Consider the following 25,297-nt stretch of genomic DNA (forward strand, 5'->3'; position numbering starts at 1 on the left):
TACCCTGTTATGGTGAACTATGATTAGGGGAATATAGTGGTACTTTCACTATATATTTATAAATGAAAGAAGTCTTTCTAAAGGACGGAGGCATTATGATTCAATTGGACACAGCTTGGTTGCAACATGTGCAAAAACCGGCTCGTTATACAGGGGGCGAATGGAACAGTATCGTTAAAGAACACAATACTGTTGATGTGACCATGGCCCTTGGTTTTCCTGATGTATACGAAGTGGCGATGAGCCATTTAGGGATTAAAATTTTATATGGTTTAATGAACCGTCGCGATGATGTAGCAGCGGAACGAGTATTTGCGCCATGGCATGATATGGAAGAAGAAATGCGTAAACGCAATATTCCGCTGTTTTCTCTAGAAACTAAAACGCCTATTAAGGATTTTGATATTTTAGGATTTACCTTGCAATATGAAATGAGCTTTACCAATATTTTAAACATGCTCGACTTAGCAGGTATTCCTATGTATGCAAAAGATAGAAATATGGATTTTCCTCTCCTTGTAGCTGGTGGACCCTGTGCTTTTAACGTAGAGCCTATTGCTGATTTCTTTGATATCGTATCCCTCGGGGAGTCCGAAGAATGGGGCGATGAATTCGTAGATCTTTTTAAAGCAGAAAAAGCAAAAGGCTTCCCTGGTGGCAAAGAGGCATTCCTTCGTAAGGTAGCTCAAATTCCAGGCACTTATTGCCCTGCTTTATATGATGTAGCTTATACTGATACAGGTGATTTTAAATCCATTACACCACGCTTTGATGATGTGCCAGCGACTATAGAAAAACGCATCGTAGAAGACGTAGAAAATGTATACTTTCCTACAAAACCAGTAGTTCCATTTCTTGATATCGTTCATGACCGTGCTGTATTGGAATTGTTTCGCGGTTGTACCAGAGGATGCCGTTTCTGCCAAGCAGGCATGCTATATCGACCTGTGCGAGAGCGAACTCCAGAGCGGTTACTACAAATTGCCAAGGAAACCATTGCTAATACAGGGTATAATGAAATCTCTTTAATGAGTTTAAGTTCTGCAGACTATTCTAAATTACCAGAATTAGTAGATTTGCTCATGGAAGAATTTAAAGATAAACAAGTTAGTGTTAGCTTGCCGTCCTTGCGTATCGATAGCTTTTCTATTGATATTGCTAAAAAGGTGCAACAAGTGCGTAAAAGCGGATTAACCTTTGCGCCAGAAGCCGGGTCACAACGGATGAGGGATGTAATTAATAAAGGCGTTAGTGAAGAAGATTTGTTAGCGGCTTGTACAAATGCATTTAAATCTGGTTGGAATACGGTGAAACTATATTTTATGATGGGTTTGCCTACCGAAACTGATGAGGATTTAGCTGGTATTGCCGATTTAGCATACAAAGTGCTTGATTTACATCGTGATATTACAGGTAAGAGAAATGGTTCTGTAACGGTAAGTGTATCATTCTTTGTGCCTAAAACACACTCTCCTTACCAATGGTATGGACAACAAGATGTGGAAGAAATACATCGTAAACAACGATATTTAAAATCTCTCATCAATAACCGCAATATTTCTTATCATTATCATGATGGTTATACTGGCTATATGGAAGCCGCTTTTGCTCGCGGGGATCGTCGTTTATCAGCAGTTCTTGTAGAAGCTTGGAAATTAGGCTGTAAATTTGATGGTTGGACAGAATATTTCAATTATGAAACATGGCTTACAGCTTTTGAAAATTGCGACTTAGATCCAGCTTATTTTGCACGTCGCACACGCGATTTTGATGAGCCGTTGCCGTGGGATCATTTGGACTCTACAGTGAGCAAAGCGTTCTTAAAACGAGAATGGGAACAAGCAGTAGAAGCTAATCTCACAGGAGATTGTCGCCGTGCACCATGTAAGGGATGTAATGTATGCCCAGAGTTAAATACGGCAATTGTTGATTATAAGGAGGGTGGCAGAGTTGAAAAAGTTACGTTTGGCCTTAAATAAAGGGGAAAAATTACGGTTCTTGTCACACCTTGATTATGCACAAGCGGTAGAACGTATGATTCGCCGCGCTGATATTCGCATGGCCTATTCTGAAGGATTTAATCCACACATGAAAATCAGTTTTTCATCTGCTCTAGCCTTAGGTGTTACGGCAGCTGCAGAATATATTGATATGGATGTATTAGAAGAAGATTCTTTAGAATCCATTATGGAACGACTAAATCGCGTAGCACCACCTGGATTAGAGGTATTAGATGGTAAAGAAATGCCTGACAAAGTAAAGAAAATGATGGCTATTTGTAATTATGCTATCTATGAAGTAACTGGGCCTACGACCGCTGATGTAGAATGGTCGGAATTGTTGAAAACTTTTAACGAAGCTTCGGAAATTTCTTATGAAAAGATAACACCTAAGAAAACTCGTATTATCGATGTTAAAGAATTTGTGAAAGAGTCGATTACTGCTCATGTAGATGATGGCAAAGTAACATTGGTGATGGGCATTGGTATTTACCCACAAGGTACTATTAAGCCTAGTGAAGTGTGGAATCTAGGTAAAGATTCCTATAATTGGCCCATCACTAGCGATTATGAAATTCACCGCCGCGCTATTATGGTTGAAAATGAAGAAGGTCGTTTTACACCATTAGAGATTAATTACTAATATTCACCTTTATCAATTACTAGTATCCACGTAGTATATTGATAGTAGTGAAGTGAGCGATATAGATTGAAATAGATAGTAATATTATGTTTCTATGTACATGTTGAAAGGAGGGCCCGTGAATAAGATCTTAGTAAATGTGATGCGGGAAGAAATCCGCATGGCTGTCTTGGACGAACAAGATCGATTAGTGGACTTCGTTCTAGAGCGAACAGATGATACACATATTGCAAACCATATGTTTAAGGGGACTGTTAAAAATGTGGTACCTGGTATGCAAGCCGTATTCGTTGACATTGGGGGCGCACAAAACGCTTATTTAAATCTACAACAAGGAAAACAGTTAAAAATACTTCGCAATGTGTCGGTAGGACAACAAATTCTAGTACAAGTCATCAAAGAAGAGATGCTTGGCAAAGGTGCTCGCGTGACCGCCGATGTGAGTTTAGCTGGACGATTTATGGTGTTATTGCCATATTCTGAGGGAATGCATATTTCTAAGAAAATTACTGATGATGCCATTCGTCAACGTTTACAAGAACAAGCGGCTCCTTATGTGCGGGAAGGAGCAGGATTTATTATCCGCACTGCTGCTGCAAAGGCTACAGAAGAAGAAATCAGCAAGGATATGGAATATTTATGGCGCACTTGGCAACATGTGACAAAGCGTTTTAAAGTGGCAAAAAGTGGTACAGATTTGTATAGTGATGCGGATTTTTGGTTCCGTCTCGTTAGGGATTATGCACATCGCAATGTGAACGAAATTATTGTTGACTCTAAACATGGTATGGCTCGATTAGAAGATTTATTAGGTTCTGGACAAGCAGCGTCAAATATACAACTAACCTTACATGATAAGAGCACACCAATTTTTAAAGCGAACCATATTGAACCTCAATTAGAAGAGCTCATTTCCAGAGATGTAAATTTGCCATCAGGCGGATCTATTCGCATAGACCATACAGAGGCACTTACCGTATTCGATGTTAATTCAGCGCACTATACGGGGCATTCTGATAAGGCGGAGGACCTTGCTTTCACAGTGAATAAAGAAGCAGCCTATGAAATTTGTCGTCAATTACGATTGCGAGATATTGGTGGAATTATCATTGTTGATTTTATCGACATGAAGGTAAAAGAACATCAACAAGAATTATTGGCTTTACTCGCTCAATTGGCTAAGCAAGACAAAATGAAAACGGTTGTGTGTGGTATCAGCTCATTAGGTCTTGTGGAAATGACTAGAAAACGAGCTCGTCAAGGATTGCAAACATTGATGTTTGATACATGTCCTCAGTGTGGCGGTACAGGATATATGTTGTCTGGTCGCACTGTATATATGCAAATTGTACGACGCATTCGAGAGCTATTTAAATCTGGTCGCATTAAATCGAATTTAGAAATCGAAGTGCATCCAGAGGTGGCGCATTATTTAACAAAATCCGTTTTAGATGATTTAGGGCAGTCCATAGGGCGAACTATTTCCATTTCTGTTAATGAACAAATGAGTCGAGAGGGATACTCATTGATAGCTATGTCGGAGTAAGCCTGCTGCATAAGGCTTACTCTGTTTTCTTGATGGGAATCCTAGTATAGTATGATAAAATTTATTCCAATATAGTATAAGTACATAGTTTGTTATATAGGTGAGTATCGTGTCGATTATAGAAATTATATTAATTAGTATAGGTCTTGCTATGGATGCATTTGGTGTATCTATCGGTAAAGGGTTAACCATGCCGAACGGTAGTAATGGTAAAAAAATTGTATTAGCTGCCTTGTTTGGGGTGTTTCAGTTTGTTATGCCGCTTATTGGTTGGGCCATAGGTCGACAATTTATCGATATTATTGCAGAATTTGATCACTGGATTATTTTTGTCCTCTTAGGATACCTTGGTATTTCCATGATTCGTGAAAGTTACAATGATGAAAGCGATGAAGAAGTAGAGAATAATAATTTAGGTTTTGGGGAAATGATGCTTCTGTCTGTAGCAACAAGCCTCGATGCAATGGCGGTAGGATTAACTTTTGCTTTTATGGATATCAATGTATGGTTTGCATCTGGTATGATTGGTATCATTACATTTCTTATATCCCTTATCGGTATTTATATGGGGCGTTTTATGGGCCAATTTGTTGGGCGTTATGCCGAACTCATCGGTGGTGCTGTGTTAATTCTAATCGGCACGAAAATACTAATGCAACACCTAGGTATCATGGGGGAATTGTAATTCTTATGAAAATAATATTTGTTTCTATATATAGGCGGGCTGATGTTTGATCCACCTAGATGTGCTAAATCAAGACGTTTTTGTGGAATCTCGTTGACATCGCAGGTAAAACAAGGTATACTATATCAGTATTAGTTCGGTTTGCTGAACTTTGCAATCCGCATGAATCAGGTTTAAACGCCCCGCCAGTATGGGGTGGGGATACCGTATTCAGCGAGTTCGATAACAAGGAGGTGTTCTCATGTACGCAATTATTAAAACTGGTGGTAAACAATATCGCGTTGCTGAAGGCGATGTAATTACTATCGAAAAATTGGAAGCAGCTGCTAACGAAGCCGTTACATTCGAAGAAGTTTTGACTGTAGTGAATGATGGTGATGTTAAAGTTGGCGCTCCTCTTGTAAACGGTGCAAAAGTTACAGGTACTGTTCTTGAACATGGTAAAGGTAAAAAGATTTTAGTTTTCAAATACAAAGCTAAATCTAACTACCGCCGTCGTCAAGGTCATCGTCAACCGTTCACAAAAGTTCGTATTGAATCTATCCAAGCATAATTATGGTTTCCATTGAAATCCAGAGAAATGGTACAAACCAAATTGTGGGGGTTCATTTTTCTGGTCATGCAGGATATGATGAACATGGCTATGATATAGTATGTGCTGCAGTATCTGTACTGTCTGCTACAACTATATTAGGACTTACTCAAATTGCGCAGCAAGAAGGTGAGTTTTCTAACGCAGAAGGCCGATGTGATATGGTCCTCTCTGGTACTATTACTCAGAGTAGTCAGGATTTGTTAAAGACTATGCTTCTTGGACTAGAAGAGATTAGCAAACAATATCCCAAGTTTGTCCAAATACACGAAATATAGGAGGTGAACTTCATGTTTACTTTTGATTTGCAATTGTTCGCACATAAAAAAGGTGTGTCCAGTACTCGTAATGGTCGTGATAGTGAATCTAAACGTCTTGGTGTTAAATGCCATGATGGTTCCATCGTAAAAAGCGGTAATATTATCGTTCGTCAACGTGGTACTCACTTCCACCCTGGTACTAACGTAGGTATCGGTAAAGATGATACTTTATTTGCACTTGTACCTGGTAAAGTAGCATTTGAACGTGCTGGTCGTTATAACCGTAAAGTTAGCGTTTACCCTGTAGAGGCGTAACTTTTCTTATTAATCCCTAGTGGTTTCCACTAGGGATTTTTGTGTATAGGAGGTAGAAATGTTAACACTGAGTAATATATCCTATCAAGTGGGGAGTAAATCTATCCTTCATGATATATCACTTACAGTTAATGCAGGTGATTATATCACTATAGTGGGCCCTTCAGGGAGTGGCAAGAGTACATTGCTGAAATTGTGCAGTGATTTGATTAGCCCTACAGAAGGGTGTATTTTATTTAATGGTCAATTCGTAACAGATATTGCACCAGAAATATATAGACAAGCGGTAGGGTATTGCTTTCAACGACCTTATTTATTTGCTAAAACGGTGCGTCGCAATATTTATTTTCCTTATGATATTCGTAATTTGCAGCCTAATGAAATGCGAATTAAAGAACTGTTTGATTTGTTAGAAATGCCGTTATCCTATATGGATAGAAGAAATGATGAATTGTCAGGTGGCGAAATGCAACGTATTTGTTTGATACGTAGTTTATTGTTTCCACCGAAACTACTCTTACTTGATGAAGTAACATCTGCCTTAGATCCTCGTAATACTGAAATTGTTGAATCTGTTATTGAACGATTACATACATCTGGGATTACTATTTTGTCCATTACTCATAATGAAGCGCAAAGCTTACGATGCGCGAACCGACGCATTACTATGGTGAATGGTAGTATTGATAAAGAGGAGATTTTATAATGCAAACATTTCATGCTATTTCCTTTGAATCACTTTTGCTTGCATCAGCTCTAGTACTCATTAGTATTTTCGTATCGTATCGACAAGAATTAAAACTAGAAAAAGAAATATTTATCAGTGCTCTTCGCGCCACCATTCAATTATTTGTAGTAGGTTATATTTTAGAGTATATTTTTGGCAGTGAAAGTGTTGTTTTCACATTAGGTTTATTAGGTGTTATGGCTTATAATGCATCCTATAATGCGGCAAAACGTGGTAAAGGGGTACCTAATGGGTTGTGGATTTCTTGCTTCGCTATTACTGTAGGTGCTTTCATTACCTTGAGCATTCTTATAGCTTCTGGCATTTTAGAGTTTACTGCATATCAAATGATTCCTGTTGGCGGTATGGTCATTAGTGGTGCCATGGTAGCACTTGGTTTATGTTATCGTCAAATGTTGTCGAATTTTGATTTACGTCGTCAAGAAATAGAAATTAAATTAGCTCTTGGGGCCACCCCTAAACAGGCATCTAAAGCTATTATTCGAGATGTGGTGAAAACAGGTTTACAGCCAACTATAGATTCTGCCAAAACTTTGGGAATTGTGTCATTACCGGGTATGATGACGGGACTTATATTGGCAGGTATGCCACCAGTAGAAGCTGTAAAATACCAAGTTATGGTTACCTTCATGTCTTTATCTACCATATCTATTTCCTGTTTTATTGGCTGTTATTTAGCATATAAAGAATTTTATAATAAACGAAATCAACTCATTAAATAAGCGATGGAATCCTATCAAGGGCATGATTATAAGACTTTTATTATAATCATGCCTTTTGCGTTTGCTGTTGTAGAGGTAATACGAATAGAATGCAACTCATTGTCAGAAAACATTGCCAATAATGATATTCATTGTTATTATAAGAAAGGTAAATTGTTATTTGATAAAGGAGTTGCTATGAGAAACAATTCTCGATTGTCATACCTGACTAAAACTGGTATGGGCGTATTAGCGCTTATTGTATTAGGGGTAGCTGCACTGGCGTCACTCTATATTGGGGTACGATATATTAGTGTGCATGAAATAATGTATTCCATTATTAATTATAATCCATCTAATGTAAATGAAATGGTTGTCCAATCACTTCGTGTGCCGCGTATGTTGGCAGCAATTATCGTAGGGGTTAGTTTTGCTATATCTGGTGCATTAATGCAAGGTGTTACTAATAATCCTATGGCTAGTCCGTCTGTTTTAGGAATTACCTCTGGGGCTAGCTTTGGTCTTGCTATAGGTATGATTTTATTTCCACAATTATCATTAAATGGTAGCATTATTTTTTCCTTTTTAGGTTCTGCATTAGCAACTATTTGTATTTTAGCATTGGCTAAACGCGTTGGTGGCAAGGCGACTCCTGTATATCTTGCCTTGGCAGGGACGGCTATTAGTGCAGTATTTACAGCAGTCACTCATATGTTGGTCGTATTTTTCCAAGTAGCTCAAGAATTAAGTTTTTGGACTGCTGGAGGTATTAGTGGTGTACGGATGGAGCAAATTATTCTAGCACTACCTTGGACTATTGTAGGGGTACTCATTGCTATGTATATATCTAAATCTGTTACACTACTTAGTTTTGGTGAAGAGGTGGCCATTGGTCTTGGTAGTAACTTAGGTCGTGTACGTGCGTTAGCTGGGGTGACTGTGTTAATCTTGAGTGGCTCTGCCGTAGCCTTGGCGGGTCCTATAGGATTTATTGGACTTGTCATTCCTCATATTACGAGAAAATTAGTGGGCGTTGACTATCGATTTGTCATTCCTTTCTCTGGCTTGTTTGGTGCTGTTCTCGTTATGCTAGCAGATATATTAGCTCGTGTTGTAAATCCTCCTTTTGAAACACCATTAGGGGCTATTACGGCAATCGTAGGTGTTCCGTTCTTTATCTATTTAGCAAATAGAAAGGGAGGTAAATAATATGAAACAACGCTTTTACACATACCTCCTAATACTAAGTATTATTTTACTTATATGTATGTATGGACATTTACACACCGGTTTTAGTGATATGTCTACAGCTGATTTGCTCCGCATCCTCTTAGGTGGTGGTTCAGATGTAGAGAATTTAACAGTATTTGATTTCCGTTTAGTAAGAACTATTTTAGCTGTATTTATCGGTATTGGGCTTGCTTTGTCTGGGGCTATATTCCAAACTATTTCTCGCAATGAATTAGCCAGTCCCAGTTTGCTTGGTGTCAATGCTGGTGCAGGGCTCGGCGTAGTGTTGCTCGTTTTCTATACTGGGTCTACCACGTCTTTGGGAATTTGGACATTGCCATTGGTGGCTGTTATTGGTGCTACTGTTGCAGCATTGCTTATTTATTTTTTGTCTTATAGAGGTTCTGCTACGATATCTCCATATCGATTGATTTTAACAGGTATTTCCATGAGTGCTGGTTTTCATGCCATTCAGATAGTATTAGTAACTCGTTTAGATCCCAATAAATTTTACCTTGTTAATACATGGACTATCGGAACTATTTCCGGTAATAGCTGGTCTCATGTATGGTTATTGGTGCCAATCGTTATTGTATTAGGTTTATTCCTATATGCTAGGTATATGGAATTAAACTTATTAGCATTGGCGGATGAAACGGCTATTGGCTTAGGTGTAAAAATTAATCGCACTCGTTTTCTCTATCTTATCGTAGCCGTATTATTAGCTGCTTTTTGTGTTGCTGTTGGTGGTAGCATTGGCTTTGTAGGGTTGATTTCGCCTCATATTGCACGTCGATTAATTGGTGCGGATCATTCTTATTTCTTGCCATTAACGGCTCTTATTGGTGCTATTTTAGTAGTTGGATCTGACTGGATTGGTCGCGCTATTATTGCTCCAGATGAAATCTTATTAGGTATTATCATCTCTCTTATTGGGGCACCATATTTTTTATACATATTGGCTAAAACGAAATTGTAGAGGTAATATAGATGCAATTAGAAGTTAAAAATTTAACTGCCGGTTACGGTGATACAAAAATTATAGAAAATTTGAATCTTACCATTCCAGAAGGTAAGGTGACGGCTCTTATTGGTGCTAATGGTTGTGGTAAATCAACATTGCTAAAGACTATATGTCGTATCATTCCATTTATGGGCGGAGAAGTGTTGCTTGATGGTAAACGTATTGATTCTTATGATACGCGTCAGTTAGCGAAACAGATGGCTATTTTGCCACAAAATCCAACAGCACCGGGTGAATTGACAGTTCGTGAACTCGTCATGTATGGTCGTGCTCCGCATCAAGGCAAATTATTTGCTCGCTCTACAAAAGAAGATAAAGAGATAGTTGAGTGGGCATTGAAAGAAACGGACTTGTTAGAATTTGCTGATCGTGGTATTAATAATATGTCTGGTGGTCAACGTCAACGTGCTTGGATTGCTATGGCGATTGCACAAAATACAGATATTTTATTCCTCGATGAACCGACTAGCTTTCTCGATGTATCTCATCAAATGGATGTGCTTCATTTAGTAGAACATTTAAATAAAAAATATAATAAAACTATTATTATGGTTATTCATGAATTAAATGAAGCGGCTCGTTTTGCTGATTATCTTGTGGCCATGAAAAAGGGATGCATCATGTATGAAGGTACGCCACATGAAATTTTTCACAATGATATGTTAATGGATGTATTTGGTATTGATTCTCATATTATGAATGACCCGAGAACCAATCGCCCGTTTTGTATTCCCTATTCTGTGAAAGCTATAAACCATGATGTGGGTGAGGTGTAATATGAATCGTACACTAATAGCGTTAGCTTTGGGCATCATTACTGCACTAGGCCTAACAGGGTGCGGCGTACAGCAACAGGCTGTGACACATGATGAAATTATGAGCCAATTGCCAGATAAAACAAAAGCTTCACTAGAACGTTCTAATGACCCTAAAGAGATTGATAAAGAGTTTAGGAAACGTTTTGAAGCTACTCAAAAAACAGCGCATAACATCGTTCAACAAGACGGTGATACCATTATGGTAAAACATCAGTTGGGTACTACGGTGATGCCAAAAGAACATAAACGTATCGTTGTTATTCGCGCTGAGGATCCTATGATTGCCTTAGATGAGCCATTTATTGCGGCTAGTTATAATGATAAAAGTTATCTTTATAAAGACTTGGTAGCACGTAATGTACAACATATCAGTATTAATGATGAAACAAAAGCCATTAATTATGAACAAGTACAAGCGTTGAAACCAGATTTAATTATCATGCGTGATTCTTATGGTCAAGGTGCTTATGATGCATTGAGCAAAATTGCACCGACCATTACGGTCAATGTCAATAAAGAAGAAGTGGCTCTCCTTAGCATCGCCTATGCCTTGGGAGTACCTGAAAAAGGGGAAATGCGTTTAAAAGCTTATTATGACCATGCTAAGCAAATAAGAATAGCGTTAGCGGATCGTATGAATAGTGAAACAACAGCAGTATTGCGTATATTAAATAAAGAAATTCGTCTTTACTCTTATTTGCGCAGCGATATGACATCATTTATGGCAGAATTATTGAATATTAAACCGGCAGATATGGTATTGGAAAGTGAATTAAATGCTTCTAATCATGCTATATCCTTAGAACGATTACCTGACCTCGATGCAGGGTATCTCGTAGTTACTGCTGGTTATGGTTCTACATCATCTAATAACTCTAATATTGCCATGGAACGCTTAACGAATATGGAAAAGGATGATTTGTGGAAAAATCTTACTGCCGTAAAAGAAAAACATGTACTTCTTGTAGATAGCTCCTTGTGGTTAGCTCATGGCATTATAGCTAAAGAGTTAGCTATGGACGATTTATATAATGCGTGGGGAAAATAGAATTAACAATCTCTCTGTAGACCTGTTCTATAGGGAGATTGTTTTTTGTGCAAATATAAAATGTTAAAATAGCAAATGACTTCCCATAACTGCAGGGGAATTCCCATGACTTTTAGTAGGAATAGTGGTATACTAAATTTTATAAAACATATTACCATCTATTGGTATTACATATATTCACCGCCAAAGGGCGGTGGTTAAAGAATTGAGGTAAGTACTATGTATGATGTAACATCTTCTAAGGCAGAGGAATTTATTTCTCATAATGAGATTTTAGAAACTCTTGCCTATGCAGAGGCAAACAAAGAAAATAGAGAGTTGCTAGATGAAATTTTAGCAAAAGCGGCTACTTTCAAAGGACTAAATCATAGAGAAGCAGCGGTATTGCTAGAATGTCCATTGCCAGAATATAAGGAAAAACTATTTGCCTTAGCGAAAGAAATTAAAAAAGCTATTTATGGAGATCGTATTGTATTATTCGCTCCATTATATTTGTCTAATTACTGTATTAATGGATGTGTCTATTGTCCGTACCACTCTAAGAATCGCGACATTAAACGCAAAAAATTGACACAGGACCAAATTCGTGAAGAAGTTATTGCATTAGAAGCAATGGGACATAAACGTATCGTTATCGAATCTGGTGAAGATCCGTTGAATAATCCTTTGGAGTACATTCTTGAATCTATTAAAACCATTTATAGCATTAAAAACAAGAATGGCGAGATTCGTCGTGTTAATGTTAATATTGCGGCATGTTCCGTAGAGGATTACAAAAAATTACACGAAGCGGGAATTGGAACCTATACATTATTTCAAGAAACATACAATAAAGAGAACTATGAAGCGCTCCATCCAACAGGTCCTAAGAGCGATTATGCGTACCATACAGAAGCGATGGATCGTGCTATGCAAGGTGGTATCGATGACGTAGGCATCGGTGTATTGTATGGGCTGGAGCATTATAAATATGATTTTGTAGGGCTATTGATGCATGCAGAACATTTAGAAGCCGTATATGGCGTAGGTCCTCATACTATTAGCGTACCTCGTATTTGTCCTGCTGATGATATAGATGTAGACGATTTCAGTAATGCTGTGCCTGATGATGTGTTTGAAAAAATTGTGGCGCTCATTCGCGTATCTGCGCCCTATGCAGGTATGATTATGTCTACTCGTGAAACTCAGGAAATGCGTGAACGTGGTTTGGCATTGGGTATCTCTCAAATTAGTGGTGGTTCTCGTACAAGCGTAGGTGGATATAAAGAAGAGGAAAAGCCAGAGGACAATTCAGCACAATTTGATCGTAGTGATACACGTACATTAGATGAAATTGTAGATTGGTTATTAGATTTAGGCTATGTACCGAGTTTCTGTACTGCATGTTACCGTGCAGGTCGAACAGGTGATAGATTTATGGCATTAGCTAAATCAGGGCAAATTCATAACTGCTGTCAACCAAATGCGTTAATGACATTGAATGAGTATATTATGGATTACGGCAATGAAAAGACAAAAGCTCATGGTGCAAAGGTCATTGAAAATCAATTAGAAAACATTAAAAATGATCTCGTTAAAGAGCGGGCTCGCAAATATATTTCTCAAATGGAAAATGGGGAACGGGACTTCCGATTTTAATTTAAAAGCATCTCTTATATGATAATGATAATAAGAGATGCTTTTTTGTTGAGAAAAATATATTGAAAGATTATAAATTAAATAGAACAAGTGCTTTATTAATAAGGTTGTGTAGTGTATAATAAAGTGAATTGATAATGATAATGATTAGGAAGAGTTAGATGATATTGATTATAAACTAACTCATAGAAAATTTAGAAGTATAGATAAATATAATAACTGAGGTTTTCATGATTAAGAAAAAAAGATGGCGTATTGAGCCATCCCATAGCGAACAAGAAAGTGTCTTAATCCGTGAGCTCGGCGTAAATCCCATTGTAGCTAAATTGATGGTTAATCGTCATATCGATATAGAAGAGGGGCGACGTTTTCTTGAAGGTTCTTTACAGGATTTGTTAGACCCCTTTACATTAAAAGATATGGACAAAGCAGTGAATCTTGTACAAAATGCTGTAGGAGAACAACAACCTATCGTAGTCTACGGTGATTATGATGTGGATGGCATTACGGCTACATCGTTAATGTATCGCTTCCTAACAAAAATAGGTGCTAATGTATCATATTATATACCTGAACGTCAGAGTGAAGGGTATGGTCTCAATTTAGAAGCCTTAGAGCATCTTATTGAACAAGGAACATCATTAATCATTACGGTTGACTGTGGTATTAGCTCATATGATATCGTGAATGCTGTAAAAGAGCGTGTAGACATAATTATTACAGATCATCATACTGCACCTGAATATATTCCGCCAGCAAAGGCCGTAATCAATCACAAGCAAAAAGATTGCCCATATAAAGATAAAAATTTGTCCGGTGTAGGGGTTGCTTTTAAATTGTGTCAAGCTATATATCTTCGACAATGTGGTGAATGGTACTTAGATGATTTAGATATTGTCGCCTTAGGTACCGTGGCGGATGTAGTGCCACTAGTAGGGGAAAACCGAATCATCGTACAAGCAGGTTTAAAAAAGATGAATGAGCAACCTAATTTAGGAATTCACAAGCTTATCGATGTATCTGGACTTAGGGACAAGACCATTACTGCAGGTCATATTGGATTTACATTGGCTCCCCGATTAAATGCAGCCGGTCGCGTCACACACGCTACGCGTGCTGTAGAGTTACTTATTAGTAGAGATAGTGATGAGGCTGAGGCGATTGCAGCAGAATTACAAGAAACGAATATGGAACGTCAGGAAATCGAACGGACTATTCATGAACAAGCTCGACAACAGGTGGCTAGCCAAGGACATTTGGCGGACTATGTGACCATAGTAGCCGACGAAGCTTGGCATCCAGGTGTTATCGGTATCGTAGCATCTCGTTTAGTGGAAGAGTTTTATAAACCTACGTTAGTGATTAGTATTCGTGATGGTATAGGCAAAGGTTCGTGTCGTAGTATTGATGGGGTTAATATCTATGATGCATTGAAATCTTGCGAAGATATGCTAATTCAATTCGGAGGACATTCGGCTGCTGCTGGATTTAGCATCGATGCTAATCGTATAGATGAACTACGTAGAAGAATGACAGACTATTGTAAAGCAACTGTATCCGACGATGAATATACGCCGGTTGTCTCCGTAGATGCTGCATTGTTGGCAGATGACATTGATATAGATATTATTGACCGCATATCTGCGCTAGAACCGTATGGTATGGGAAATAGTACACCAATCTTTGCCATTATGGATGTAACAGTTCAAGATATCATGCTTATGGGGCAATTGAAAAATCACTGCAAGATTGTATTGGAAACGGCTAGTGGGACTCTAGATGCTATCGCGTGGAATCGACCAGAATTATTCCGAAATATATTTCAAGGAATGAATGTGAAAGTTGCTTTCACATTACAAAAAAATGAATGGCAAGGATTTGTATCACCACAATTGATGATTCAAGATATAGAGCCTATTGTAGATGAGCAAATTCGTCTTACTACGGAGGGGCTGCGCGCTATTTATAGTATTGTTCGTCAATCGTTGCGTGGTGGATTACGGTCCATGTATTATGTAGAACAAGATATATTGCGTCATAAACCAATTGATCAAAATGGCAGCTCTGCATTAATGGCTATCGACGTATTTAAAGAGCTAGGTATTATTAGTGAAGAAGTTAATGATATTGGTCAAAATATGTTACGGTGGAATGTTATCGATGGTCAATTAGATTTGACTACATCAGTTACATTTTTAACATATAGCTAATAAATGTGTGTTATTCGTCTTGCATATTAGCTTGCTATGAACCGAATTATATCTTTTGATATAGAATCAAAATAGAAGCACATTATACAAATATAATAGGGAGGTGATACCATGACGACTGTAAACGAAGTAGGCAAAGCTTTAGTTGAACAATCAGGGTTTAACCGAGATAAAGCGCTAAAGGAATTTATGGATTATATTCATACTTATTTGCATGATGAAGAATGCGACCTTGTTATGAAGGCTTTCAACATTGCTGAAAAAGCCCATGAAGGGCAGTTTAGAGCCTCTGGTGAACCGTATATTATGCATCCTTTAGCGGTGGCAGAAATTCTTGCACATTTGCAAATTGACCATATTACATTGATGGCAGCATTGCTTCATGATGTGGTGGAAGATACGGAATATACAAAAGAAGATATTGAGGAATTATTTGGTTCTGAAGTGGCGTTTCTTGTGGATGGCGTTACGAAATTAAATCAATTTCAATATGAAACTAAAGAAGATCGGCAGATGGAAAATTATCGCAAGATGATTTTAGCTATGGCCAAAGATGTACGCGTAGTGGTTATCAAATTAGGTGATCGTTTACACAATATGAGAACCTTGAAACATATGCGTAGTGATAAACAAAAACGCATTGCTAAAGAAACGCTAGAAATCTTTGCACCATTGGCTCATCGACTTGGTATTTTCAATGTGAAATGGGAGCTAGAGGATTTATCGTTTCGTTATTTAGAGCCAGACAAGTACTACGATTTAGTAGACCAAATGAAGCAAAAACGACAGGCCCGTGAGGATATCATCAATGATACGATGAAGCAATTGACGAAGGCCCTTGAGGAGGCTCATGTTAAGGCTGATATCAAAGGACGACCGAAGCATTTTTATAGCATTTATAAAAAAATGAAAAAAGATAATCGAGATTTGTCTCAAATTTATGATTTGCTTGCTGTTCGAGTTATCGTTGATTCTGTGCCTGATTGTTATGCGGTCCTCGGTATTGCTCATAGTTTATGGAAACCGTTACCATATCGCTTTAAAGATTATATTTCTATGCCGAAATCAAATATGTATCAATCTTTGCATACAACCGTTATTGGTACTATGGGGCAGCCTGTAGAAATCCAAATCCGTACATGGGAAATGCATCGCATTTCAGAATATGGTGTAGCTGCTCACTGGCGTTATAAAGAAGGTAACAAGCATGGGGACAAAGATTTTGACCAAAAGGTAGCATGGCTTCGACAAGTTCTTGAATGGCAGGATACGAGCAATCCTACAGAACTAGTAAATGCATTGAAGTTAGATGTGTTTTCAGGGGAAGTTTTCGTATTTACGCCTAAAGGAGATGTCGTAAAATTACCGATTGGTTCGGTACCGCTTGATTTTGCATACCGCGTACATACTGATGTAGGTCATCGTTGTGTAGGTGCTAAAGTAAATGGCAAAATCGTACCGCTTGATTACACCTTACAAAATGGAGATATTGTTGATATTATTACGTCTAAAAATGGAAAACCATCTTTAGACTGGCTAAATATCGTAGGTTCTTCTGAATCGAAGAGCAAAATCCGCAATTGGTTTAAACGAGAAAATAAAGAAGAAAATATTGAAAAAGGCTTGGAAGCCCTCGAAAAAGAAGCGAAGCGTCTCAATTATAATTGGAAAGAATTGTGTGCAGATGATCGCATTTCGCAAGTTACCAAAATGCTTAATAGTGGCACTAATGAGGAATTATTTGCTGCCTGTGGCTATGGGGGGATTCCTGTTAGCACCGTACTGCTTCGATTAGTAGAGCTATATAAAAAATCGAAAGATTTGGATGATTCTAAAAAGACTACAGAACAAATCATAGAAAAGCTAAAAGTGCAAGGTGCTAAAAAATCTAAAAATGGCACAGGCGTTCTTGTAAAAGGTGAAGCTGGCGTAATGGTGCGGATGGCTAAATGTTGTAATCCTGTACCTGGTGATGATATTATCGGCTATATTACGAGAGGCCGTGGCGTTTCTATACATCGTAGCGATTGTTCTAGTATGGGGCATAGTCCAGAGGATTTGGAACGTATGATAGAAGTATCCTGGGATGAATCTTCTGGCGAATCATTCCATGTAGGTATTGATATTCAAGCTTATGATCGATCGGGCATTCTCATGGAAGTAATGGCGGTGTTGTCAGAATTGAAAATCACCATTACCAATATGAATGCTAAGGTTATTGAAGATACAAAAAATGTAAATATAAATGTTGTGGTGGAAATCAGAGATATATCGCAGCTAGATTTTGTTATGACGAAATTGCGCCGTATTAGAGAAGTTTATACTGTGCAACGCAGTAAAGGAGGTGCGTAGTGGAAACATCAAAATTAGTACTTATGCGTATGCCATTAGGCCCATTAGGAACGAATTGCTATGTCATAGGTGATAAAGTCGTGGGCGAAGCACTCATTATAGACCCTGCTACAGCCGAAGTATTAAAAGCCTTGAAAAAACATGATTTACAACCAAAGGCTATATTGCTTACTCACGGTCATGGAGATCATATTGGCGGGGTCCAAGATATTGTGAATCAATATGATGTGCCTATTTATATTCATCGCAATGACGTGCCTTATTTATCAGACCCTGAACTAAATCTTAGTGCCTATAGTAATCCTACACAGATTACGGTGACGGGTACCATTAAAGAGGTGGTGTCTGGTGATCATATTATATGTGGTACTATTGACTTGACAGTGTATGAAACACCGGGTCATACGCCAGGCGGTGTATGTTATTACACGCCAGGTTTAGTGTTTGCAGGTGATACATTATTTAATCAATCCATTGGCCGTACCGATTTTATAAATGGTGATTATGATACATTATTGGAATCCATAAAAAACCAATTATATACATTACCAGACGAGACCATGGTGTATCCTGGACATGGTCCAGAAACACAAATTGGATTTGAAAAAGAATATAATCCATTTGTGGTAGGTAATTTATAGGATTTGTGATAGAACGAAATCCTTAGATGTATTTAGTAAGAAAGGGAATACTATGAATACAACATTAGAAACATTAAAAGAGCGTATTAAAGATAAAAAATATAAATTAACTACACAACGTCAAACTATTTTACAAGCTTTTATTACTGCAGAAGAAAACCATTTAAGTGCAGAAGATGTGTATATACTCGTTAAAGAAGTAGCACCTGATATCGGTTTGGCTACCATTTACCGCACATTAGATTTGTTCACTGAATTAGATTTGTTAAAACGCCTTGATTTTGGTGACGGTCGGAATCGTTATGAGTTAAATGATGAAGAATTTGCTCATTTCCATCATCATTTGATTTGTGTAAAATGTGGAAAAGTATCTGAATTTGAAGATGATATGTTGGAAACATTGGAATCTATTATTGCGAAAAAATTAAATTTCCGCACTGTGGATCACCAATTAAAAGTGTATGGTTACTGTAGCGATTGCCAGCAACATATGACGCCAGCAGAACTTGAGAAATTGGATAAAATGACTCATCATGCTTAATGGATATCATTATAAAGGGCCATTGCCACTCGGTTCGGTAGTGGCCCATAATTGTGGCGCAGCGGGGCTTTTTTCCGATGCAGTAAATCCTGATGTAGTGCTAGATGCCGTAGAGAATGGCGATTCTTATGTACTTTCAGTTCGCGTTGATGGCATAGAACGTACATTTACAGGGGCTATTACGTCCTTAGGACGTCGTCATATAGGGCAAGCATTGCTCGTATTCCTCAGAGAACTACAAGGATTACCATCCTATAATGAATGGGGGACTATGGTGGGCGTGCGGCCTACGAAATTGTTACACAAATACATAGATACATATGGATCTGTAGAGGAAGCAACTCGTCACATTAGGGACGAGTTTTCTGTATCTATGGAAAAACTTGATACCTTGGCTGCAATCGGTGTTTATCAACGACCTTTTGTTGAGGTTGGTGATGATCGTGATGTGAGTATTTATTGTGGAATCCCTTTTTGTGAAACCCGCTGTGTGTATTGTTCTTTTCCTTATGGACTGTATCAACAATACCCCCAGCAAGACTTATTTATTAATACATTGATGATGGATATAGATGATATGGTTAGCTTGTGTGAAAGCTACGGTCTTAATGTAAAAACATTATATATGGGTGGTGGTACGCCTACCATCTTAGATAATGATAGTTTTGACACAGTGTTACGTGGATTATCTCGCATAGTTCCAAAAGGTCGTGAGTTTACTGTAGAAGCAGGCCGACCCGATTCAGTGACAAAAGAAAAAATTAAATCCATGGAGTCTTGTCATGTGAATCGAATCAGTATTAATCCTCAAACTATGGATGATATTATTTTGCGCGCCATTGGTAGGGGCCATACGGTACAAGATATTGATGATATGTATCGCTATGTCAGAAAATATACAAAATTAGCGGTTAATATGGATTTTATTGCTGGATTGCCTCATCAACAGATGATTCATATGGTAGATAATATGGATTACATTTGTCAGAATTTACCTGAAAATGTTACAATTCATACGTTAGCAATTAAACGGGGGAGTCCTTTATATGATTTACAGATGCAAGAACATGTACCGAATGAGTCTCTTGTAAGAGACATGGTACAATATGCAAAGGAGCGATTAGAAGTAGCTGGGTATGTACCATATTACTTATATCGCCAACAGTATATGAAAGGTCAATTAGAAAATATAGGATACACCTTACCCGGTAAAGCCTGCGAATATAATATTAATATAATGGAAGAGCGCCAAACGATTATGTCTATCGGGCCAGGTAGTTCATCAAAATGGATGCGTGCACCATTATTTAGACAGAAGAAACAACACATGCCGAAAGATGTAGACGTGTATAATGCAACGATACAGTCTTTACTAAACAAACGGCATGCATTATGTGACTCATTTTGGGAGGTTCAGTGATGGCGATTAGAAAACCAAGAGGTACACAAGATTTTTTGCCAGAACAAATCGTAAACTGGCATTTTATTGAAGGTCGTATGCGTGATATTTGTAAAGCCTATGGCTTTAATGAAATCCGTACACCTGTATTTGAAGATACTAAATTATTTCTTCGTGGTATTGGTGAAACTACGGATGTAGTATCAAAAGAAATGTATACATTCTCCACCGGCGATGATAAGGAGCAAAGTTATACATTGCGACCAGAAAATACAGCATCTGCAGTACGCGCTTATTTAGAAAATAAAGTATATGGCAAAGAAGCGTTAACGAAATGGTATTACATGGGCTCCATGTTCCGCCACGATAAACCACAAGCCGGTCGCTATCGTGAATTCCATCAATTTGGAGCGGAAGTATTAGGTTCTCAATCGCCTGTAGTAGATAGTGAAGTTGTTTGTATGGTAGTGCAATTATTAAAAGATTTCGGTCTTACAGAGCTTAACGTAGAGGTGAACTCTGTAGGATGTCCTACATGCCGCCCTGCATATCGACAAAAACTAATCGAGTTCTTTGAGCCTAAAAAAGAACAGTTGTGCTCTGATTGCCAAGAGCGTTTATACAAAAATCCATTGCGCATTTTAGATTGCAAAAATGAAACATGTAAAGCATTGTCCGTAGGGGCTCCTGAAATTCATGAACATCTTTGCGAAGAATGTCACGATCATTTTGAAGAATTAAAATCATTGCTCAATGCAGCGAATATTCAATATAATTTGAACCCTCGTTTGGTACGCGGCTTAGATTACTATACAAAGACTGCCTTTGAAGTACAATATACACCATTAGGTGCTCAAAGTGCTGTAGCCGGTGGTGGTCGTTATGATGGTCTCGTAGAGGAACTCGATGGTCCACACACACCTGCTATTGGCTTTGCTATGGGGATGGAACGTTTGTTGTTGGCTTTAGAAAAACAAAATCTTTTGCCTGAATCTGTTATTGAACCATCTGTATTTGTGGTGGCCCTCGGCGATGCGGCGAAGGTGGAAGCTTTCAAAATTTGTCAAACCCTTAGAAATGACTACGTTACCGTAGAAATGGATGGACAAGGGAAAAGCATGAAGGCACAATTAAAATATGCTAACAAAATTAATGCGAAATATGTTATCATATTGGGTGATGATGAATTAGCAAATAAACAAGCTATTATTCGTTTTATGGAAACAAGTGAACAAGAAACAGTAGCGTTAGAATCTGTTTCTGAACGTATAACTTCGTTGGTGAAAGGATGACAATTAGAATGGAAACAATGCAAGGCTTGCACCGTACACACGGTTGTGGCACTATTTCTGAAGCAGAAATAGGTAAAGAGGTAGTATTATGTGGTTGGGTAGAACGTCGTCGTGACCATGGTGGTTTGATTTTCTTGGATTTACGCGATCGTTCTGGCGTAGTTCAAGTTGTAGCGTCCCCAGATCACAATGTGGAATCGTTCCACAAAGCAGAAGATGTACGTAATGAATACGTTCTTTGCGTGCGCGGTAAAATTACAAAACGCGATGAATCTGCTGTAAATCCTAACTTGCCTACAGGGGCTTATGAAATGTATTGTGAAGAACTTCGCGTGTTAAATACGGCGAAAACCCCTCCATTCTACATTCAAGATGATATCGATGTAGATGAAAATATTCGTTTAAAATATCGTTATCTCGATTTACGTCGCCCAGAAATGCAACGCAATTTGATTTTGCGTCACAAAGTGACAAAAGCAATGCGCGATTTCTTTGATAGTCGCGATTTCTTGGAAATTGAAACTCCAATGCTTACTAAATCTACACCAGAAGGGGCTCGCGATTACCTCGTTCCATCTCGTGTAAATGCTGGTACATTCTATGCACTGCCACAATCTCCACAAATTTTTAAACAAATTTTGATGGTTGCAGGCTATGAAAAATATTTCCAAATTGTCCGTTGCTTCCGAGATGAAGATTTGCGCGCCGATCGTCAACCTGAGTTCACTCAATTGGACTTGGAAATGAGCTTTGTAGACGAAGAAGATATGTACGCATTATTGGAGCAAATGATTGCTGATGTATTCAAAGCTGCATTAGGTAAAGATATCCCTTTGCCAATGCCTCGCATTACTTGGGACGAAGCAATGGATAAATATGGTTCTGATAAACCAGATCTTCGTTTCGGTATGGAATTTACCGATGTTACAGATCTTGTAAAAGATACTGAATTTAAAGTATTCCGATCTGTTATTGACAATGGTGGCGTTGTCAAAGGCATCGTTGTGCCTGGCGATGCAGGCATTCCTCGTCGTGAATTAGACGATTTAGTAGAATATGTAAATCGTTATGGTGCAAAAGGTTTGGCTTGGGCTTGCTTCAATGAAGATGGATCCATCAAATCTCAAATTATGAAATTCTTAGGCGAAGATACGATTAAAAATATAGGCGCTAAAATGGATGCAAAACCTGGTGATCTTGTATTGATGATTGCTGATAAACCTGCTGTTGTGGCACGTGCTCTCGGTGAATTGCGCCTTGAAATGGCTCGTCGTATGAACATGATTGACCAAGATAAATTAGCTTTTACATGGGTTACTGATTTCCCTATGTTCGAATACAATGAAGATGAAAAACGCTATGTTGCGATGCACCATCCGTTCACTATGCCACGTCGTGAAGACCTTGATAAATTACAATCCGACCCTGGTAGCGTAAAAGCTATCGCTTATGATATGGTATTGAATGGTGTCGAAATTGGTGGCGGTTCTTTGCGGATTTATCAATCTGACGTACAAGAAAAAGTATTTGCTGCTATTGGTTTATCAGAGGAAGAGGCAAAATCTAAGTTTGGTTTTATGCTTGATGCATTCCAATACGGTGCACCACCTCATGCAGGCTGTGCATTTGGTTTGGATCGTCTTGTTATGTTGATGGCAAAACGCCAATCTATTCGCGACGTAATTGCATTCCCTAAAACACAATCTGCATCTGATGTTATGAGCCAAGCTCCATCAGAAGTAGAACCTAAACAATTAAAAGAATTACATATTAAAACAGATGTAGAAAAAGAAAAACTCGTTTAATCTAAAGTGGTGTATACCACAAATAGTCCGCAAGAATTTGCATTTTCATAAATGTCAAGTCTTGAAAATAACGAATCTTTTTGATACTATTTATGTATAAGATATCCCTGCCATGTGCGTGTGATATCGCAGTTTTGAGCCAACACTTTTACTTCGGGAGTCCGGTCTCTCGTCTGAACGTTACGCCCTTTGGGGACAACTGCAGGATGAGGAGGACACCCACCTGCCAACGCAGGATCAAAACGCGGTACATTACGGCATGGTGGGGCTTTTTATATAGAAAAACCTGAAGCTTTGGTATGTGTATACCAAGGTTTTCTTTTGTTTGAAATAGTTATTTATCATTATGTATCTATTAAATCGATATTATTGGGAGATAGGTCGTTGATTTCATGTGCTAATAGTAGTCTAATGGTTTAGTGGATAGTAATATCTATTGGTAGCATAGCGTTTTGGAGGTGATATGATGGATAGTTTATTTGATGCTTTACCTACAAATCGATACGAACCTCTACCGGTCCGTATGCGGCCGACTCAACTAGATCATTTTTTTGGTCAAGAAAAAGCAGTAGGAAAGGGAACCTTTTTGCGTGCCATGGTAGAGAAGGATACTGTACCATCTATGTTATTCTATGGTCCTTGTGGCATCGGAAAAACCACATTAGCTGGCATTATTGCAAAGGTTAGTAATAGTTATTTTGTCAATCTCAATGCTACCAATGCAGGCATCGGTGAATTGCGCAATATTATAGAAGATGCACGTAAACGCGTTCGGTCTTTACAACAACGAACTATTTTATTCCTCGATGAAATTCATCGTTTTAACAAAAGTCAACAAGATGTACTGCTACCTTGTGTAGAAGATGGCACCATTATTTTGATTGGGGCTACTACAGAAAACCCATTTTTTGAAGTAAATCGCCCATTGTTATCACGGCTTCGATTGATTACATTAGAAGCGTTAACGCCAAAGGCAATTGGACAAATCTTAACTCGCGCTTTAACAGATTGTGAAATCGGCTTGGGTGATAGGGAACTCACTATGTCTGATGAGGTAAAAGAAGATATAGGGATCTTTGTAAATGGTGATGGGCGAATGGCTCTCAATATTTTAGAGCAAGCAGCCGCTATGGTGCCTGATAAAGGGACTATCACACTAGAGGTTATGGAAAAAGTAGTAGGTCGTCGCATTTACACATACGATAAAAAAGGCGATAGTCATTATGACACTATATCTGCTTTTATTAAAAGCATGCGCGGTTCTGATGTACAAGCTACTCTTCATTATTTAGCGCGTATGATTGAGGCTGGTGAAGATCCTAACTTTATTGCGCGCCGTATCGTCATTTGTGCCGCCGAAGATGTAGGTTTAGCCGATCCGCAAGCGCTCATATTAGCCAATGCAGCAGCACAGGCAGCCCATATGGTTGGTTTCCCTGAAGCTCGTATTATTTTGTCGGAAGCTGCTTGTTATGTAGCTTTAGCCCCTAAAAGTAATTCTGCTTATGTCGGCATTGACGCTGCTATATCTGATGTGCGTCACAAAGAGTGCGGTGCGATACCGGAGCATTTACGAGATAGCCATTATAGTGGAGCTACTAAGCTTGGGTATGGGCTGACTTATAAATACGTCCATAACTATCCTAATGGATATGTAGAGCAACAATATTTGCCAGACTCATTAAGAGGGGTTACCTATTACGAAGGAATTCGTAGAGGTCGAGAAGCGACCTTGTTAGAGAATTGGGAACAACATAGAAATGGTAAATAGACCCCCTCTTTATGGTATAATATAATGATAAGTTAATT

The 25,297-nt window shown here is 38.4% G+C and carries 22 protein-coding genes and 1 other RNA gene; all 23 read left to right on the forward strand.

The features are described from left to right. Window positions 1-95: 95 nt before the first annotated feature. The 23 genes from EO120_RS01740 to EO120_RS01850 all read left to right on the forward strand — a co-directional run bounded on the left by EO120_RS01740 (window position 96) and on the right by EO120_RS01850 (window position 25,259). Window positions 96-1,979 (forward strand): TIGR03960 family B12-binding radical SAM protein, encoded by a 1,884-nt coding sequence (locus EO120_RS01740; RefSeq protein WP_127133792.1) that lies wholly within the window; start codon window positions 96-98, stop codon window positions 1,977-1,979. Then, on the forward strand, window positions 1,951-2,643 hold the full coding sequence (locus tag EO120_RS01745) for a TIGR03936 family radical SAM-associated protein (protein WP_127133793.1): 693 nt from the start codon (window positions 1,951-1,953) through the stop codon (window positions 2,641-2,643). The genes EO120_RS01740 and EO120_RS01745 overlap by 29 nt, the downstream gene beginning before the upstream one ends. A 118-nt stretch (window positions 2,644-2,761) precedes the next feature. After that, a complete protein-coding gene (locus tag EO120_RS01750; RefSeq protein WP_127133794.1) occupies window positions 2,762-4,189 on the forward strand; it encodes an Rne/Rng family ribonuclease in 1,428 nt (475 codons plus the stop codon). A 109-nt stretch (window positions 4,190-4,298) separates the two neighbouring features. After that, window positions 4,299-4,874 (forward strand): manganese efflux pump MntP, encoded by a 576-nt coding sequence (locus tag EO120_RS01755; protein ID WP_127133795.1) that lies wholly within the window; start codon window positions 4,299-4,301, stop codon window positions 4,872-4,874. 241 nt (window positions 4,875-5,115) lie between these two features. Beyond that, on the forward strand, window positions 5,116-5,427 hold the full coding sequence (gene rplU, locus EO120_RS01760) for a 50S ribosomal protein L21 (protein WP_127133796.1): 312 nt from the start codon (window positions 5,116-5,118) through the stop codon (window positions 5,425-5,427). A 2-nt stretch (window positions 5,428-5,429) separates the two neighbouring features. Beyond that, on the forward strand, window positions 5,430-5,744 hold the full coding sequence (locus tag EO120_RS01765) for a ribosomal-processing cysteine protease Prp (protein WP_127133797.1): 315 nt from the start codon (window positions 5,430-5,432) through the stop codon (window positions 5,742-5,744). 12 nt (window positions 5,745-5,756) lie between these two features. Continuing rightward, window positions 5,757-6,041: a 50S ribosomal protein L27 gene (gene rpmA, locus EO120_RS01770; protein WP_004696430.1), complete on the forward strand. Its 285-nt coding sequence runs from the start codon at window positions 5,757-5,759 to the stop codon at window positions 6,039-6,041. A gap of 58 nt (window positions 6,042-6,099) precedes the next feature. Then, the gene (locus EO120_RS01775; protein ID WP_127133798.1) at window positions 6,100-6,747 is read left to right on the forward strand and encodes an ABC transporter ATP-binding protein; all 648 of its coding nucleotides are present in this window, start codon (window positions 6,100-6,102) and stop codon (window positions 6,745-6,747) included. Further along, window positions 6,747-7,511: an ABC transporter permease gene (locus EO120_RS01780; RefSeq protein WP_127133799.1), complete on the forward strand. Its 765-nt coding sequence runs from the start codon at window positions 6,747-6,749 to the stop codon at window positions 7,509-7,511. The genes EO120_RS01775 and EO120_RS01780 overlap by 1 nt, the downstream gene beginning before the upstream one ends. A 177-nt stretch (window positions 7,512-7,688) precedes the next feature. After that, on the forward strand, window positions 7,689-8,699 hold the full coding sequence (locus EO120_RS01785; protein WP_127133800.1) for a FecCD family ABC transporter permease: 1,011 nt from the start codon (window positions 7,689-7,691) through the stop codon (window positions 8,697-8,699). A 1-nt stretch (window position 8,700) separates the two neighbouring features. Then, complete coding sequence (locus EO120_RS01790) at window positions 8,701-9,699, forward strand: FecCD family ABC transporter permease (protein ID WP_127133801.1); 999 nt, start codon at window positions 8,701-8,703, stop codon at window positions 9,697-9,699. A gap of 11 nt (window positions 9,700-9,710) precedes the next feature. Further along, window positions 9,711-10,520: an ABC transporter ATP-binding protein gene (locus EO120_RS01795; RefSeq protein WP_127133802.1), complete on the forward strand. Its 810-nt coding sequence runs from the start codon at window positions 9,711-9,713 to the stop codon at window positions 10,518-10,520. 1 nt (window position 10,521) lies between these two features. Continuing rightward, window positions 10,522-11,610: an ABC transporter substrate-binding protein gene (locus EO120_RS01800; RefSeq protein WP_127133803.1), complete on the forward strand. Its 1,089-nt coding sequence runs from the start codon at window positions 10,522-10,524 to the stop codon at window positions 11,608-11,610. A 219-nt stretch (window positions 11,611-11,829) separates the two neighbouring features. Beyond that, window positions 11,830-13,248, forward strand: coding sequence for a [FeFe] hydrogenase H-cluster radical SAM maturase HydG (gene hydG / locus EO120_RS01805; RefSeq protein ID WP_127133804.1), 1,419 nt, complete (start codon window positions 11,830-11,832; stop codon window positions 13,246-13,248). A gap of 230 nt (window positions 13,249-13,478) precedes the next feature. Then, on the forward strand, window positions 13,479-15,458 hold the full coding sequence (recJ, locus tag EO120_RS01810; RefSeq protein WP_127133805.1) for a single-stranded-DNA-specific exonuclease RecJ: 1,980 nt from the start codon (window positions 13,479-13,481) through the stop codon (window positions 15,456-15,458). A 111-nt stretch (window positions 15,459-15,569) separates the two neighbouring features. Continuing rightward, window positions 15,570-17,810, forward strand: coding sequence for a RelA/SpoT family protein (locus EO120_RS01815; RefSeq protein WP_127133806.1), 2,241 nt, complete (start codon window positions 15,570-15,572; stop codon window positions 17,808-17,810). Continuing rightward, window positions 17,810-18,451: an MBL fold metallo-hydrolase gene (locus tag EO120_RS01820; protein ID WP_127133807.1), complete on the forward strand. Its 642-nt coding sequence runs from the start codon at window positions 17,810-17,812 to the stop codon at window positions 18,449-18,451. The genes EO120_RS01815 and EO120_RS01820 overlap by 1 nt, the downstream gene beginning before the upstream one ends. A gap of 52 nt (window positions 18,452-18,503) precedes the next feature. Next, the gene (locus EO120_RS01825) at window positions 18,504-18,992 is read left to right on the forward strand and encodes a Fur family transcriptional regulator (protein ID WP_127133808.1); all 489 of its coding nucleotides are present in this window, start codon (window positions 18,504-18,506) and stop codon (window positions 18,990-18,992) included. Continuing rightward, window positions 18,985-20,412 carry a coproporphyrinogen dehydrogenase HemZ gene (hemZ, locus tag EO120_RS01830; protein WP_127133809.1) on the forward strand — a complete coding sequence of 476 codons (1,428 nt, stop codon included), beginning with the start codon at window positions 18,985-18,987 and terminating at the stop codon, window positions 20,410-20,412. Before EO120_RS01825 ends, hemZ begins: the two co-directional genes overlap by 8 nt. Next, window positions 20,412-21,683, forward strand: coding sequence for a histidine--tRNA ligase (gene hisS, locus EO120_RS01835; protein WP_127133810.1), 1,272 nt, complete (start codon window positions 20,412-20,414; stop codon window positions 21,681-21,683). The genes hemZ and hisS overlap by 1 nt, the downstream gene beginning before the upstream one ends. A gap of 8 nt (window positions 21,684-21,691) precedes the next feature. Next, on the forward strand, window positions 21,692-23,488 hold the full coding sequence (gene aspS, locus EO120_RS01840; RefSeq protein ID WP_127133811.1) for an aspartate--tRNA ligase: 1,797 nt from the start codon (window positions 21,692-21,694) through the stop codon (window positions 23,486-23,488). 101 nt (window positions 23,489-23,589) lie between these two features. Next, window positions 23,590-23,761, forward strand: a non-coding RNA gene (ssrS, locus tag EO120_RS01845) — 6S RNA. A 193-nt stretch (window positions 23,762-23,954) separates the two neighbouring features. After that, window positions 23,955-25,259, forward strand: coding sequence for a replication-associated recombination protein A (locus tag EO120_RS01850; protein WP_127133880.1), 1,305 nt, complete (start codon window positions 23,955-23,957; stop codon window positions 25,257-25,259). Window positions 25,260-25,297 lie beyond the last annotated feature (38 nt).

It is taken from the genome of Veillonella caviae, assembly GCF_003992125.1.
GTDB lineage: Bacteria > Bacillota > Negativicutes > Veillonellales > Veillonellaceae > Veillonella > Veillonella caviae.

Excerpts from the sequence above, each read along its gene's own strand:
- EO120_RS01740 (WP_127133792.1), top strand. The coding sequence starts at position 96 with ATGATTCAATTGGACACAGCTTGGTTGCAACATGTGCAAAAACCGGCT.
- rplU (WP_127133796.1), top strand. The coding sequence starts at position 5,116 with ATGTACGCAATTATTAAAACTGGTGGTAAACAATATCGCGTTGCTGAA.
- EO120_RS01765 (WP_127133797.1), top strand. The coding sequence starts at position 5,430 with ATGGTTTCCATTGAAATCCAGAGAAATGGTACAAACCAAATTGTGGGG.
- rpmA (WP_004696430.1), top strand. The coding sequence starts at position 5,757 with ATGTTTACTTTTGATTTGCAATTGTTCGCACATAAAAAAGGTGTGTCC.
- EO120_RS01775 (WP_127133798.1), top strand. The coding sequence starts at position 6,100 with ATGTTAACACTGAGTAATATATCCTATCAAGTGGGGAGTAAATCTATC.
- EO120_RS01780 (WP_127133799.1), top strand. The coding sequence starts at position 6,747 with ATGCAAACATTTCATGCTATTTCCTTTGAATCACTTTTGCTTGCATCA.
- EO120_RS01785 (WP_127133800.1), top strand. The coding sequence starts at position 7,689 with ATGAGAAACAATTCTCGATTGTCATACCTGACTAAAACTGGTATGGGC.
- EO120_RS01790 (WP_127133801.1), top strand. The coding sequence starts at position 8,701 with ATGAAACAACGCTTTTACACATACCTCCTAATACTAAGTATTATTTTA.
- EO120_RS01795 (WP_127133802.1), top strand. The coding sequence starts at position 9,711 with ATGCAATTAGAAGTTAAAAATTTAACTGCCGGTTACGGTGATACAAAA.
- EO120_RS01800 (WP_127133803.1), top strand. The coding sequence starts at position 10,522 with ATGAATCGTACACTAATAGCGTTAGCTTTGGGCATCATTACTGCACTA.
- hydG (WP_127133804.1), top strand. The coding sequence starts at position 11,830 with ATGTATGATGTAACATCTTCTAAGGCAGAGGAATTTATTTCTCATAAT.
- recJ (WP_127133805.1), top strand. The coding sequence starts at position 13,479 with ATGATTAAGAAAAAAAGATGGCGTATTGAGCCATCCCATAGCGAACAA.
- EO120_RS01815 (WP_127133806.1), top strand. The coding sequence starts at position 15,570 with ATGACGACTGTAAACGAAGTAGGCAAAGCTTTAGTTGAACAATCAGGG.
- EO120_RS01825 (WP_127133808.1), top strand. The coding sequence starts at position 18,504 with ATGAATACAACATTAGAAACATTAAAAGAGCGTATTAAAGATAAAAAA.
- hemZ (WP_127133809.1), top strand. The coding sequence starts at position 18,985 with ATGCTTAATGGATATCATTATAAAGGGCCATTGCCACTCGGTTCGGTA.
- hisS (WP_127133810.1), top strand. The coding sequence starts at position 20,412 with ATGGCGATTAGAAAACCAAGAGGTACACAAGATTTTTTGCCAGAACAA.
- aspS (WP_127133811.1), top strand. The coding sequence starts at position 21,692 with ATGGAAACAATGCAAGGCTTGCACCGTACACACGGTTGTGGCACTATT.
- EO120_RS01850 (WP_127133880.1), top strand. The coding sequence starts at position 23,955 with ATGGATAGTTTATTTGATGCTTTACCTACAAATCGATACGAACCTCTA.